The organism is Olivibacter sp. XZL3, from assembly GCF_004368405.1.
Lineage (GTDB): Bacteria > Bacteroidota > Bacteroidia > Sphingobacteriales > Sphingobacteriaceae > Olivibacter.
In genome coordinates, this window is the sequence record NZ_SBJH01000013.1 from 1 (window position 1) to 13,443 (window position 13,443).

Genomic DNA, 13,443 nt, shown 5'->3' on the forward strand with positions numbered 1-13,443 from the left:
CATTCTCTGTAATTTCGCCATCATGCTTGTCAGTTTGTAAATAATAAACTGTCAACCTATATCAGGACAAGACACAAGACATAGGCTCCCTACACCCTACACCTTATACCCTTTAACCTTATAGACTCCTTTAATGCAAGGGATTGCCTTCAATTCTTTTTATTTGAGCTCCCAGCGCCAATAAGCGTTTATCGATGTGCTGGTAACCACGTTCTATTTGTTCGATATTGTAAATCACGGATCTGCCTTGGGCGGACAACGCCGCAATTAATAGGGAGACGCCGGCGCGAATATCGGGCGAGGTCATCTCGATGCCTCGTAATTTAAAGGCTTTGTTTAGGCCTATGACCGTAGCTCGGTGCGGGTCGCAAAGGATAATTTGGGCACCCATATCAATCAGCTTATCGACAAAGAACAAGCGACTTTCGAACATTTTTTGATGGATTAATACATTTCCTTTCGCTTGTGTGGCTACGACGAGCACGATACTAAGCAAATCGGGCGTAAAGCCAGGCCATGGCGCATCGGCTATGGTCAGGATGGAACCATCTATAAAGGTCTCGATTTCATAAGAGTCTTGTGCAGGGATAAAGATGTCATCCCTTCTTCTTTCCAATTTAATTCCCAGTCTGCTAAAAACAGATGGAATGATCCCAAGTTCGTCAAAATGGACGTCTTTGATGGTTATTTCCGAACCCGTCATGGCCGCAAGCCCGATAAAGGAGCCGATTTCGATCATGTCGGGAAGCATGCGGTGCGCTGTGCCCGTTAAACGTTCTACCCCCTCAATTGTTAAGAGATTGGAACCGATTCCGGAAATTTTTGCCCCCATTCGGTTCAGCATTTTACATAGCTGTTGCAAATAAGGTTCGCAAGCCGCATTGTAGACCGTGGTAATGCCTTTCGCCAACACTGCGGCCATTACGATGTTTGCCGTTCCCGTTACGGACGCTTCGTCCAAGAGAATGTAAGCTCCATGAAGGTCTGTTGCATCGACGTTGAAGAAATGATTGTCGGGATCATATTGAAACCGGGCGCCTAATTTTTCAAAACCCAAAAAATGTGTATCCAATCTTCTTCTCCCGATTTTATCACCGCCGGGCCTTGGAATAGCCGCTTTCCCGAAACGGGCGAGCAAGGGGCCGACGATCATAATAGATCCTCTTAGGCTGCCTCCCTTAGTTTTAAACTCTTCCGATTGAAAGTAATCGATATCAATATTCTTGGCTTCAAATGTATAGGTGTCGTCGTTGATACGGTGAACATCCACCCCAAGATCACGCAGCAGCTCTATCAGTTTGTTAACATCTTTTATGTCGGGTATATTACTGATAGTCATCTTCTCTGAAGTGAGCAGTACGGCCGACAGGATTTGGAGGGCTTCATTTTTTGCTCCTTGCGGGGTTATTTCGCCTTTTAATGGCTTCCCGCCATAAATTTCAAATGCATTCATTTAATTATCCTGTTATAGATAAAAACTAAACCGGCCTGTATCTCCTGATGCCACTGCTGACAGGCTAGATATAGGCCGGTTATTTTAAATATAGAATTGCGGACTAGAAGCGCTTGCGCTTTTTAGCTCCGTTGTTTTGGTTTTTATTATGTTGTTGTTGGCGATTCTTCTGGCCGCCGTTGTTCTGTTGATTGTTCGTTGCCCCACTTTTAGTTCGGTTACCTGGAGGCGGCGTTTTAAATTCCAGCTTCGTCAGATTCACGTCTTCATCCAAAACCAGTTCCCCATTAGATAGTTCTTTCAAGTCCTCTACAATGTGATCATCGCTAACCGAATCTTTATTCCAGGTGACATAAGCCATTTTCATAAAATTCGCCATCGATTGCACCATGTTTTTCTTGCGGTCGGCATCTCCTATCTTTTTCGCTTTTTCTATCATTAACTCAATGATATAGCCATAGTGCTTGTACTTGATACGATGTTGGGGGTAATTTAACGTTTCCGGCTTCGCGTGTATGGCTCCGGGTGTTGGCTTAGGGTAGGGCGAATCCACATCGATCTGAAAATCAGAGATGATATGCAAATGGTCCCAAAGCTTGTGCTTGAAATCGGAGACATCTCTCAAATGCGGATTTAAAAAACCCATCAAGTCGATTACGACTTGCGCATGGCGATTTCGCTCTTCTTTTGTAGGAAGGGTGCAGATATAGGCTACCATGTTTTGGACATTACGGCCATATTCTGCCAATATTAATTTTTTTCGGGTGCTATTATAGTCAAATTCCATGTTTTTCTTTCGTTACCAGTTGTTCGTTGTCAGCGGCGAGAGATAAAAGATATCGAGCTGGTTGTCACCGATAACTCACAACGCATAACTCGCGGTTTTAATTATTAACAATTCTAAGTTTTGCAAATTTAAGCAACAATTGCTTTTGTCCTAATTCTTTGAAAAAAATAGTTGCTTTTATGTCGGGTTTATTGCCTTCTAAATTAATTACTTTGCCAAAACCAAAGCGCTCATGCTCCACTTCCATGCCCACTTGCAGATTACTGGTGTCCGACGGCGCGAAGTCGGCGCTGGGTTGGTGCGCTTTTGGCAAAATGGAGGTCGTCTTTGGAAGTACTTTTGGTTTCGGTTTTGTAAATGTGTCTTGTGGTTGCGACCAAGCGCTTCTCGCTTTGCCGAAAATATCGTCGGCATTGGATTTAGCAGGCGTTGGTGTATTGTAATCCAGTGCCAGGTATCGTGGGTCGATTTCGTCTATAAATCTACTCGGCTCACAATTATTAAGCGTGCCCCAACGATAGCGTGAAGTTGCGTAGGACAAGGTAAGCTTTTTTTCTGCCCGTGTGATTGCTACGTAAAACAGCCTGCGTTCTTCTTCCAGTTCTGTACGGGAATTTAAGGCAAGCTGTGATGGAAATAGATTTTCTTCCAATCCGACGATGAACACCTGCGGAAACTCCAGCCCTTTCGAGGAGTGGATGGTCATTAATGACACCGTATCCGCATTGGGGTCTTTATCTTTGTCGTCGTTGGTGAGCAAGGCGATATCTTGCATGAATACGTCCAGCCCCTTGTCTTCAATGTCTTCTCTTTCACTAAATTCTTTGATACCGTTCAGTAGCTCCTGAATGTTTTCATAGCGATTTAGGCCTTCAACGGATTTATCTTCGTATAAATCCTTCAAAATGCCGGAATGCTGTGCAATATGCAGCGCTGTATCGTATGCACTGTTTTTTTTGGCCAACACCTGAAAACTTTGAATAAGCGAACCAAAGGGATAAACAGCGGCTGCTGTGCGTCCGTCTAAGAATTGTTGCGGACGGGTAATGATTTCCCAAATCGTTTTTTGATGCTGGTCGGCGGCAATAAAAATACGCTCTACAGAAGTATCGCCAATACCCCTTCTCGGATAGTTAATAACGCGCTTAAGAGCTTCCTCGTCATTGGGATTGAAGGTGAGTCGGAAATAAGCAATCAGATCTTTTATTTCCTTCCGTTGATAAAAAGATGTACCGCCATAGATTTTATACGGGATGTTGAGTTTGCGCAAAGCCTCTTCCATCGCCCGCGATTGCGCGTTGGTACGATAAAGAATCGCAAAGTCCTTAAAACGAAGTGATTGTAGGGAGCGATCCTGGAGGATGTTTTCAGCCACCATTTTCCCTTCTTCATTATCGCTGAAAGCGCGTACCACCTTTATCTTATCGCCGGTTTCATTTTCAGAAAAAACGTTCTTTTTTAGCTGATTTTTATTGTTGGAGATAATGCTGTTTGCGGCATTTACAATATTTTGAGTAGAACGGTAATTTTGTTCCAGTTTGAAGACATTTAAGTCGGGATAGTCTTTTTCAAAATTCAGAATATTTTGAATGTTAGCCCCTCTGAAGGCGTAGATACTTTGTGCATCATCGCCCACAACACATATATTTTCGTTAATAGCCGCTAAGCGCTTAACAATAAGGTACTGGGAAAAGTTGGTGTCCTGGTACTCGTCCACCATTAAATACTTAAACTTGGTTTGGTATTTATAGAGGACCTCCGGGTGCTGATTCAGCAATACATTCGTTTTGAAAAGTAAATCGTCGAAATCCATCGCACCCGCTTTGTAACAACGTTGGCTGTAGGTCTGGTAGATTTGTCCCAAGTTACCTCGTCCACCGGATTGATCTTCTGCTTGTATTTGTGCGTTTTTTTGATATTCAGCGGCTGATATCAAGTTGTTTTTAGCAGCCGAGATGCGGTTGTACACAAAGTTGGCGTTGTATAACTTGTCGTCTAACTGCATCTCCTTAAGAATGGATCGGATTAAGCTCTTACTATCGTCGGTGTCGTATATAGTGAAATTAGCAGGATAGCCAATGTGATGCGCTTCGACCCGCAGGATTTTTGCAAAAACGGAGTGGAAGGTGCCCATCCAGATGTTCTTGGCTTCACTTCCAACCACTTTCATGATCCGCTCGCGCATCTCTTTGGCGGCTTTGTTGGTAAAAGTTAATACTAAAATGTTGAATGGATCAACGCCCTTTTGTATCAGGTGTGCTACTCGGTAGGTTATCACTCTCGTTTTGCCTGATCCAGCTCCTGCTACTATCATAACAGGGCCCTCTGTCTGTTCTACTGCTGCCCGCTGTGAAGGGTTTAATCCTTGTAAGAAATCCACAAAATGTTCGCTTTGATTTAAGAGGTGTAAAGATAAGCATTTTGAGCGGAAAGCAAAAGTAATCGCCAACAGCCCTTATTCAAAAGGTGCTCAAAATTTTTTACTTTTGAATTTAAATTTAATGAACTGATGCCAGCGTTATATCCATTTAATGTACGAGTTTACGGAATTCTTTTAACTGAAAATCGTGAAATTCTGATCAGTGATGAACAGGAGTTCGGGACCCGTTTTAGTAAGTTTCCCGGTGGCGGCTTGGAGTATGGCGAAGGCCTGAGGGAAGCCTTACGCAGAGAGTACATGGAAGAATGTTCGGTCGATATCGAGGTGTTGGATCATATCTACACAACCGATTTCTATGAACGTTCGTATTTCAACGACAGCCAGATCCTTTCGGTGTACTACCGGGTTGTAAATAAGACGCCGTTTCAACTTTCTTTCAAAACCAGTGCTTTTGATTTCGATCTTTTGGAGAGTGATGTCCTTCAGTCGTTCCGACTTGTAAAATTGGAAGATATAAAAGTGGATGATTTAACTTTTCGAACCGATCGTATCGCCTTGGAGGAGTTTCTAAAAAAAGAGAAAGGTCTTGTTAAATAGCCTGGACTTGCTGTTCAGTTTGTTCATTCTCTGCCCTATGCTTTCCTAAAGCATACCTCTTCGGTATCTTTAGGTCCTATGCGTATTATCGTCTTAAACCTACTTTTATTAATTACTTGTTTTAATCGCGGGGGCCGGTACGGTACTGCTTCGCTATTCTTTGTGCTCATTACTTCATTTGCTCACACCATTGCTTTTGGCCAAACGGAAAATGCCGGACTAATCGAACAGCTCGTTGAGTCAATGGCCGACGACCTGCCGGAGAATTATGATTATACAGAGCTGATAGATCAATGGAATCATTATCTGAAACATCCCATCGATTTAAATAAAACAAGCGCAGAAGAGTTGCGCGAGCTTCGTTTCTTATCGCCCTTACAGGTAGCCGCCATTATCAACCATCGGGAACTTGCAGGGGCTTATCTGACGACCTATGAGTTGCAAGCAGTGGATGACCTCGATTTAGACGTTGTGCGCTTATTGCTGCCTTTTGTCGTGGTTGAAAAGAACTTGACTTCGGCGATGTCGGCAAAAGAATATCTGGGAAGTGGAAGACACGATTTAATGTTAAGGTATGGACGTATCCTCGAAACGCAGCGAGGATATACCATAAAAGACCCAACAAGGTCAAGATATCTCGGCAGTGCTGATCGTATATTCACCCGTTATCGTTATACCATTCCGCAGAAGTTGCAAGTTTCGGTAAATATGAAAAAGGATGCAGGCGAGCAGTTCTTTGGAGGAGCGCAGCACTTGGGTTTCGACTTTTACTCCGCTAGTGTTTACCTCCAAAAGGTCAAGAGATGGCAGCATGTGGTGATCGGTGATTATTCCTTGCAATTCGGACAGGGACTGGCCTTATGGACGGGAGTCAGTTTTGGAAAAGGAGCTTTGATTCAGCATGTCGCCCGCCAAGGGATTGGTTTGCGTCCATATACATCCGCTAACGAGTTTTCTTTCTTCCGCGGTTTAGCGGCAACCTATTCACGTAAAAATTTCACCCTTACACCTTTCGTTTCCTATAAGAAGTTGAGCGCCACTTTTGTGGATAGTGTAGCGGGTATAGCACGCTACAGTGCTATTCGTGAAAACGGTTTGCATAGAACACCGAGCGAAATTTCGAATAGGCATAATTTAACGCAATTGCTTTATGGCTCCAATGTGCAGTTTCAAAAGAATTCCTTTGCCATGGGCGCCAATGTATTGCACATGCATCTCTCGGGCGAAATAGAACCCAGGGCCTTATTGTATAATCAGTATGCATTTAAAGGAAGCGACTTGACAAATACCAGCGTTTATTATCATGCTTATATTCATGATGTATATCTTTTTGGCGAACTGGCGCACAGCTTGGGCAGCGGATTAGCTTATACAAACGGTGTCATCGCTTCGTTGTCGCGTGACTTATCACTGGTGCTGCAATATCGCGACTACCAAAAAGACTACCATGCGTTTTATAATCAGGGAATATCGGAAGGGACTAATGCGGTAAATGAACAGGGCTTCTATACGGGACTTATTTTCCAACCCAGCAAAAAGGTGCTGTGGGTTGCCTACGCGGATTTCTTTAAATTTCCCTGGCTCAGGTATCGCGTGGATGCGCCCTCGGCCGGACATGATCTTTTTACACAATTAACGCTTAATCCCAATAAAAAAGTCAGATACCTCCTTCGTTATCGCTTTCGAAATAAAGCTGAAAATGCAGACGCTGAACACGCTGTCGTCGTATTGGAACGGGTAAAGAGGCAGCAGGTCAGGGCGGAAGCACAGTTCCAGTGCGGGGAGAAATGGGTTTTTCGTAACCGGGTAGAGTATGTTTCCTACAGAAAAGCAGCGAATGCCGAAAATGGGCATTTATTTTACCAAGATGTAATCTATAAAACGCGCGGTATGCTTTCCGGTAATGTCCGCCTCGCTTTATTTAAAACGGATGGTTATAATTCACGGATATATGCCTTTGAAAATGATGTGCTTTACGCCGCGTCGTTTCCTTTCTATAGCAATAAAGGTCTTCGATATTATCTTAACCTACGATGCCGAATAAAAAAGGGAATTGATTTTTGGTGTCGATATGCTGCCAGTCATTATGCCGGGCTTGGCGAACTCGGATCTGGGCTGGACAGAATTGAGGGCAATCGCAGGTCGGAACTAAAAATGCAAATGCGATTCCAATTTTAATGATGATGCCACCGCTTGCCAACAGTCGCGCAGGAGTCCCTTTCGTATCCTTTTCCTTTGCCTTAATGACTGGAATTGGTCTCGCTTACCTATTGCCGGTTGACTTGCTTACGTATCGTCTTTTACGCATTATTTGTTTGTTGTTTGCCGGATGCTTCTTTTTTATTGCCATCAAAACGAAATGGCAGTACCGTCAACTGTATGGCCCTGCATTTGGTCTTTTTATGGCAACGCTCATTTCGCTTGGATGCGCATCGGTTTGGAAAAGCCATCCGCTCGTCAATGATAAGCACTTTAGTCGCTTCGAGAGTTCCCATTTGCTGGGTTTTGTATCCGCTGAGCCTAAAGCGAAGGAACACTTTCAAACCGTCGAACTCACCATTAATTATGCTAAGCTGGGAGGCAGGTATAAACGGGTTAACGGAAAATTATTGCTAAAAATCAGAACGGATACTGTCGATTTTCCACTAGCTTACGGGGACGAGCTTAGCTTTGTTAGCGATTTTCAACCGATTGCAGGGCCGTATAACCCGCATGAATTCGATTATGCGGCCTATACGGCTAATCATGACCTTTGGCACGCGTCATTTCTATCGAAGAACGCCCTAAAAAAGACTGGGCGTATACGAGGAAATTCCGTCATCAGGTATGCGCTTGCAACAAGGAAAAAACTGGTAGAGAAATTCAATCGATATTTTAAGGATCAAAATGCAGCTTCCTTACTCGCCGCCCTTGTTTTGGGATATCGTGCATCCTTAGATCAGGATGTGGTGAACGCTTTTTCGGCAACCGGCACCATCCACGTATTAGCTGTTTCGGGCATGCATGTCGGCATTGTATTCGCCTTTTTAGCTTTCAGCTTGCGGTGGCTCGACCGACCGGGCTGGCTGAAATACATCCGTCTTCTTTTGCTACTGTTTTTCGTATGGGCTTATGTATTAATAACCGGCTTCGCGCCGTCTGTTCTTCGCGCGGCTTTTATGATCAGTGTTTTTGTTCTTGGCGATACACTTCGTCGTAACAGTAATCGTTATAACAGTATTGCCATTTCTGCTTTTTTTCTGCTGTTGTGTAATCCGAAATTGCTTGTCGAAGTCGGTTTTCAGTTATCTTATCTGGCCGTTATTGGCATTATCTGGCTCATGCCCCTTTTATCCAATTTGCTAAGGTGTAGATATTCATTGGCGCGTCGGGTTTGGTCTTATGTGTCTCTATGCTGTGCGGCACAGTTGGCCAATTTTCCATTGGTATTGTATTATTTTCATCTTTTTCCGGTGTATTTTCTGCCGGCAAACCTGTTTGTAAGCCTACCCCTAACCCTTATTATTTATGTTGGCTTTTTATTGTTAGCGCTTCCTGTAAATGAGATCACCCTCTATATTGCTGGAATCGTCGAGCAGTTCATCGTTTTTGTCAGCCAGGTATTGGTGAAGATTGAACAATGGCCCTTGGCTACGGTAAAGGCAGTTTGGCTGTCTAGCTATGAATGTATTTTGCTATATGTGTTTATGATCACCTTGGTCTTGGCTTTTCAATTTGCCTGGCGACCGATGTTGTACGCATCGATTGCGAGCCTCCTTATTTTGGGGCTAGCGGTTAATTTAACGTGGTGGACTAAATACCGGAGTCGGAATCTCATCGTTTTCAACGTTCGAAATAATATGGCAATTGGACTGATTGACGGATTAAAACCCATCCTGTATTCCAATGCCGATTCTGCGGGCCAACCGTTCCTGGCCTACGCCGTCTTGCCAGCTCTCGAAGCCTATTCATCCATTAATCACCTATCTTTTGTTTCAAAATCTGCCAAGTTCCACTATGGGGATATCTATATTAAGAAGGATCAGCTCCTATTCGGAGGCAAACGCATGCTCATTCTAGATGGTCAGCAAAGCGATTCGATCGATTTTGTGCCCGATTGGGTATTGGTACGGAATAATCCGAAAGTACTGCCAAGGAGTCTACTACAACACCTAGAGAAAAAAACCGTTTTGATTATGGATGGCTCCAATAGTCGGAAAACCATCGAGAAGTGGCGACTGGATGCTGCGCAATTGAATGTTGCCTTTTACTGCCTAAAGGATAATTTTGCTTATGTTTGGAACGCTAAATAGCAAGGGAAGCTATGTCTATATATGAAATTCTAGAACGCTATTGGAGTTATTCACATTTCAGACCACTTCAGGAAGACGTTATCAAACATGTATTAGCCGGACATGATGCCTTAGCATTGATGCCCACCGGTGGCGGGAAATCCCTGTGTTTTCAGGTTCCGGCGATGGCGAAGAAGGGAATATGTATTGTTGTAACGCCACTTATTGCCCTGATGAAGGATCAGGTGGAGAACTTGAAGGCCAGAAATATAAAAGCCGTATCCATATTTGCTGGTATGACGAAGCGGGAAATAGATATCGCTTTAGACAACTGCGTGTACGGCGATATTAAGTTTTTATACTTGTCGCCCGAACGCCTGATGAACGATTTGGTAAAGGAGCGGATTCGTTATATGCCGGTTAATTTATTTGCGATCGACGAGGCACATTGTATCTCACAATGGGGCTACGATTTCAGACCGCCTTATCTTCACTTATCTGAATTACGTGACTTACACCCCAAGGTGCCCTTTTTAGCGCTAACGGCTACTGCTACACCAAAGGTAGTGGACGATATCCAGAACAAACTGAAATTTAGGGCTACGACCGAACAGCGCGTATTTGTAAAAAGTTTTGTCCGGGAGAACCTGGCCTATATGGCGTTCGAAGAAGTAAATAAGACAGCGCGGCTGGTTAAAATCATAAAGAAGACGGGAGGAAGCGGTGTTGTTTACGTTAGGAACAGAAGAGAAACGCAGGAGCTTACTCGGTTTTTACTGTTTGAAGGAATAACGGCTGATTTTTATCATGCTGGTTTATCTACGCTTGAGCGATCCAAGAAGCAAGACGCCTGGAAAAAAAATCAGACGCAAGTCATCGTAGCGACAAATGCCTTCGGTATGGGGATTGACAAGCCCGATGTACGTTTTGTCGTTCATGTCGATATTCCGGATACTTTAGAGGCCTATTATCAAGAAGCTGGGCGGGCCGGGCGCGATGCAAAAAGGGCTTATGCGGTGCTCTTGTACAATGAGGAAGATAAAGTAAGATTGAAAAAGAATTTCGAGTTAAGCTTTCCTACGGTCAAAGAGATCACCCAAATCTACTATCATCTTGGCAACTACTTTCAGCTCGCTTATGGCGCTGGTCAGTATTTATGCTTCGACTTTGATATTGCCGCCTTTTGCAACCGATATCAACTGGAAGCACTTAAAACCATTAGCGCTTTAAAGTTTTTGGAACGTGATGAATGGCTGACAGTAACCGAAAATGTTTATATACCCTCACGGCTGCGTTTTGAAGTGGATGCCCGCGATTTGTATAGTTTTCAGGTGGCCCATGCCAATCTAGACGCATTTATCAAGGCAATCCTTCGTGCTTACGGGGCTGCTTTCGATTATTATGTGACGTTCAGAGAATCAGATTTAGCTCGAAAAGCGGGCCTCTCGCTGGCTGAAACACTCCATCATTTAAAGCAGCTCGAGCAGTATCAGATTATCAGTTATCTACCGCAAACAGACAAACCACAAATTCAGTTCTTACAGCCAAGAAGCGATTCGCAGCATTTGCATATCGATAAAAAGCATATTGATGAGCGAAAACAGATAGGAGAGGAACAGCTCAACGCGGTACTTCGCTATTTGAAGGCAGACGCCTGCCGTTCGCAGCAGTTGCTCGCCTATTTTGGCGAGAAAAGTCATGAGCGCTGCGGAATATGCGATTATTGTTTAAGAAAGCAGAAAAAGTCAAAAGAAGAGGAGATCGAGGACCGACTCGTAACGGAGATTGCTAATATACTTGCAAATGGTCCTTTGTCCCTGGATGAATTGGTGGACGGACTGCAAACAGGTGAAGAAGACGATCGGGTTGCCTGTATCCGCTCATTAGTGGACGCAGGCAAAATAAAGTTCAATCGAGACAAGTATTATTTGTAGTGAAACATTTTTGTTACAAAATAGCTGTGAAATAGTCACATTTGATCACAATTCAGCCGATTTATTTGCTTAATTAAATGTTGTTTATATATTTGTGATAACCACTTTATAAACGATATGGAATACTGCAACTCTACGGATGCTGAATTACTGACGAAAATAAAGCAAAGCGACCATCAAGCATTCAAAGAGATTTATAAGCGATATTGGAAAGTGTGTTTCTTACAATTATTCAGAAAATCAAGCAGTAAGGAATTAGCTGAAGAATTAACCCAGAACATTTTTATTTCCTTGTGGGAGCGCCGCCATATTCATGAGATAACTAATCTTTCTTCGTACCTCAGTTCGGCAGTCCGATACAGTTTCATCAATTACCTAAAAAACGCGCTGCAGTTTGACCGATATGCAAAATATAAGAAAGGGCAGGGCGACATCGGGGCGAATAGCTTGGAAGAGCAATTGTCGGTTCGTGAGCTTTCCATCTCGATCGAAAAAGGGATCAATCTGCTGCCGCGAAAAACGAGAGAGGTCTTCGTCCTGAGTCGTCTAGAATATAACTCGGTGAAGGAAATTGCGCAGAAATTAAAAATTTCAGAGAAGGCGGTAGAATACCATATTACGCAATCGTTAAAAGCCATGCGGCTGGCCTTAAAAGACTATATGATCATTATAGCGCTTGTTTCGTTATCAGTTGTTCATTATTCATTGCCTATTTTTATACTCAACAATTAAACCCAGAATACGCATTAGCTCATGAACTGCAATGAAATGCTCCTTTTCATGCCTGGTTTGGATCATTCCCTTTCGATTTACTTCCTAACATGTAATCCGGGTTAAACGGAGCAAAAAAAATAAAAAAAAATTTAGGGATAAGGCTCAGTTGTTTTACTATAGTTATGTAAAGCCTTTATAAAAGGAGTACTAACCAAATTAGTATGAGTCGTAAAGCCTTTCATAACTTATTGGAGCGCTATTTAAAGGGCAAATGCACACAAGAGGAGCAGGAGACCGTTCGCCGCTGGTATGACTTATTAGATAGTGATGCCGATTTAAATTTAAGTGAGGTGGAATTTGGAGAGTTGGAGGACCGATTATGGGAAAAGATTAATAGGGAAACGCAACCCAATGAGGGCAAAAAAAAAGATCGTCCGACTTCGATTAGGCTCTTTAAGAAAAGCTATGTCGCCGCTTGCGCAGCGATCGCGCTATTGATTGTTAGCTCCGTTTGGATTTATATTCGCTTGAAATGTAATCCCGTTGAACCCGATTTCGTAAATAGAAAGGAAAGTTTAATTACCAAGGTGATAAACCCTTATGATGAATCCTTAGAAGTTGTTTTGCCAGACTCCTCCCGTGTCAAACTTTTTAGCGGGGCTGAGTTAAGTTACGCTACGCAGTTTGACAAAAGAGAAGTTTCATTAACTGGAGACGCCTTGTTCGATGTAAAGGGTAACCCATCCAATCCCTTTATAGTGTTTCATGACGAAATGATTACAAGGGTATTGGGAACCCGTTTCAAAATTCAATCCGGAGGGGCATCAGGCAGAGAGGAAGTGATTGTATATACAGGCAAGGTTCAGGTAATACGTAGTGCAAAGAACAACCTGGTGAAAAGAGTTATAGAGACGCCGAAGGCTTTGAACTTAACGATGAATCAAAGAGCGATATTAGACCAGCAGCGAGACAGCTTCAGCGAAACATTGGTCGAACGGCCTATCCCTATCGAAACCAAAAGGACCTTGCTTAACGATGGGACGTTTAGCGAAGTTACCTTGAATGAGCTTGCCGGTAAACTAAGTGAAGCTTATAACGTAGCGATAAAAGTAAATCCTACTATTAGGAAAGTCACATTTACAGGGGATTTAAGTAATATGGAATTATTTAATCAGCTCGATGTTGTCTGTAACGTTACAGAAACGAGTTATCGTATTGTTAACACAACCATTGAAATCCGATAAAGAATAAACAAACCAAATAAACATGAACCACTTATGAACACGACGTAGACTTAGCCAAACAAA

9 protein-coding genes are annotated in these 13,443 nt (G+C 43.2%); 6 read left to right on the forward strand and 3 right to left on the reverse strand.

Annotated features, from left to right (window positions below):
• Nucleotides 1-130: 130 nt before the first annotated feature.
• The 3 genes from murA to EPX21_RS05410 form a co-directional block, all read right to left on the reverse strand.
• Complete coding sequence (gene murA, locus EPX21_RS05400; RefSeq protein WP_134088654.1) at nt 131-1,453, reverse strand: UDP-N-acetylglucosamine 1-carboxyvinyltransferase; 1,323 nt, start codon at nt 1,451-1,453, stop codon at nt 131-133.
• 103 nt (nt 1,454-1,556) lie between these two features.
• Nucleotides 1,557-2,240 carry a DUF4290 domain-containing protein gene (locus EPX21_RS05405; protein WP_134088655.1) on the reverse strand — a complete coding sequence of 228 codons (684 nt, stop codon included), beginning with the start codon at nt 2,238-2,240 and terminating at the stop codon, nt 1,557-1,559.
• Between the two features lie 97 nt (nt 2,241-2,337).
• Nucleotides 2,338-4,620 carry an ATP-dependent helicase gene (locus EPX21_RS05410; RefSeq protein WP_134088656.1) on the reverse strand — a complete coding sequence of 761 codons (2,283 nt, stop codon included), beginning with the start codon at nt 4,618-4,620 and terminating at the stop codon, nt 2,338-2,340.
• 129 nt (nt 4,621-4,749) lie between these two features.
• Here EPX21_RS05410 and EPX21_RS05415 point away from each other — a divergent pair, with 129 nt between their 5' ends.
• The 6 genes from EPX21_RS05415 to EPX21_RS05440 all read left to right on the forward strand — a co-directional run bounded on the left by EPX21_RS05415 (nt 4,750) and on the right by EPX21_RS05440 (nt 13,380).
• Nucleotides 4,750-5,217: an NUDIX domain-containing protein gene (locus tag EPX21_RS05415; protein ID WP_134088657.1), complete on the forward strand. Its 468-nt coding sequence runs from the start codon at nt 4,750-4,752 to the stop codon at nt 5,215-5,217.
• Between the two features lie 78 nt (nt 5,218-5,295).
• Nucleotides 5,296-7,395 carry a helix-hairpin-helix domain-containing protein gene (locus EPX21_RS05420; protein ID WP_134088658.1) on the forward strand — a complete coding sequence of 700 codons (2,100 nt, stop codon included), beginning with the start codon at nt 5,296-5,298 and terminating at the stop codon, nt 7,393-7,395.
• Between the two features lie 65 nt (nt 7,396-7,460).
• A complete protein-coding gene (locus tag EPX21_RS05425) occupies nt 7,461-9,509 on the forward strand; it encodes a ComEC/Rec2 family competence protein (protein ID WP_166670682.1) in 2,049 nt (682 codons plus the stop codon).
• An 11-nt stretch (nt 9,510-9,520) separates the two neighbouring features.
• Nucleotides 9,521-11,422: an ATP-dependent DNA helicase RecQ gene (locus EPX21_RS05430; RefSeq protein ID WP_134088660.1), complete on the forward strand. Its 1,902-nt coding sequence runs from the start codon at nt 9,521-9,523 to the stop codon at nt 11,420-11,422.
• 117 nt (nt 11,423-11,539) lie between these two features.
• A complete protein-coding gene (locus EPX21_RS05435) occupies nt 11,540-12,154 on the forward strand; it encodes an RNA polymerase sigma factor (RefSeq protein WP_134088661.1) in 615 nt (204 codons plus the stop codon).
• Nucleotides 12,155-12,357: 203 nt separating this feature from the next.
• Nucleotides 12,358-13,380, forward strand: coding sequence for a FecR family protein (locus EPX21_RS05440; RefSeq protein WP_134088662.1), 1,023 nt, complete (start codon nt 12,358-12,360; stop codon nt 13,378-13,380).
• Nucleotides 13,381-13,443 lie beyond the last annotated feature (63 nt).

Bases quoted from the DNA above. Each gene is read 5' to 3' on its own strand.
- EPX21_RS05425 (WP_166670682.1), top strand. From the start codon at position 7,461: ATGACTGGAATTGGTCTCGCTTACCTATTGCCGGTTGACTTGCTTACG.
- EPX21_RS05405 (WP_134088655.1), bottom strand. From the start codon at position 2,240: ATGGAATTTGACTATAATAGCACCCGAAAAAAATTAATATTGGCAGAA.
- murA (WP_134088654.1), bottom strand. From the start codon at position 1,453: ATGAATGCATTTGAAATTTATGGCGGGAAGCCATTAAAAGGCGAAATA.
- EPX21_RS05435 (WP_134088661.1), top strand. From the start codon at position 11,540: ATGGAATACTGCAACTCTACGGATGCTGAATTACTGACGAAAATAAAG.
- EPX21_RS05440 (WP_134088662.1), top strand. From the start codon at position 12,358: ATGAGTCGTAAAGCCTTTCATAACTTATTGGAGCGCTATTTAAAGGGC.
- EPX21_RS05415 (WP_134088657.1), top strand. From the start codon at position 4,750: ATGCCAGCGTTATATCCATTTAATGTACGAGTTTACGGAATTCTTTTA.
- EPX21_RS05420 (WP_134088658.1), top strand. From the start codon at position 5,296: ATGCGTATTATCGTCTTAAACCTACTTTTATTAATTACTTGTTTTAAT.
- EPX21_RS05430 (WP_134088660.1), top strand. From the start codon at position 9,521: ATGTCTATATATGAAATTCTAGAACGCTATTGGAGTTATTCACATTTC.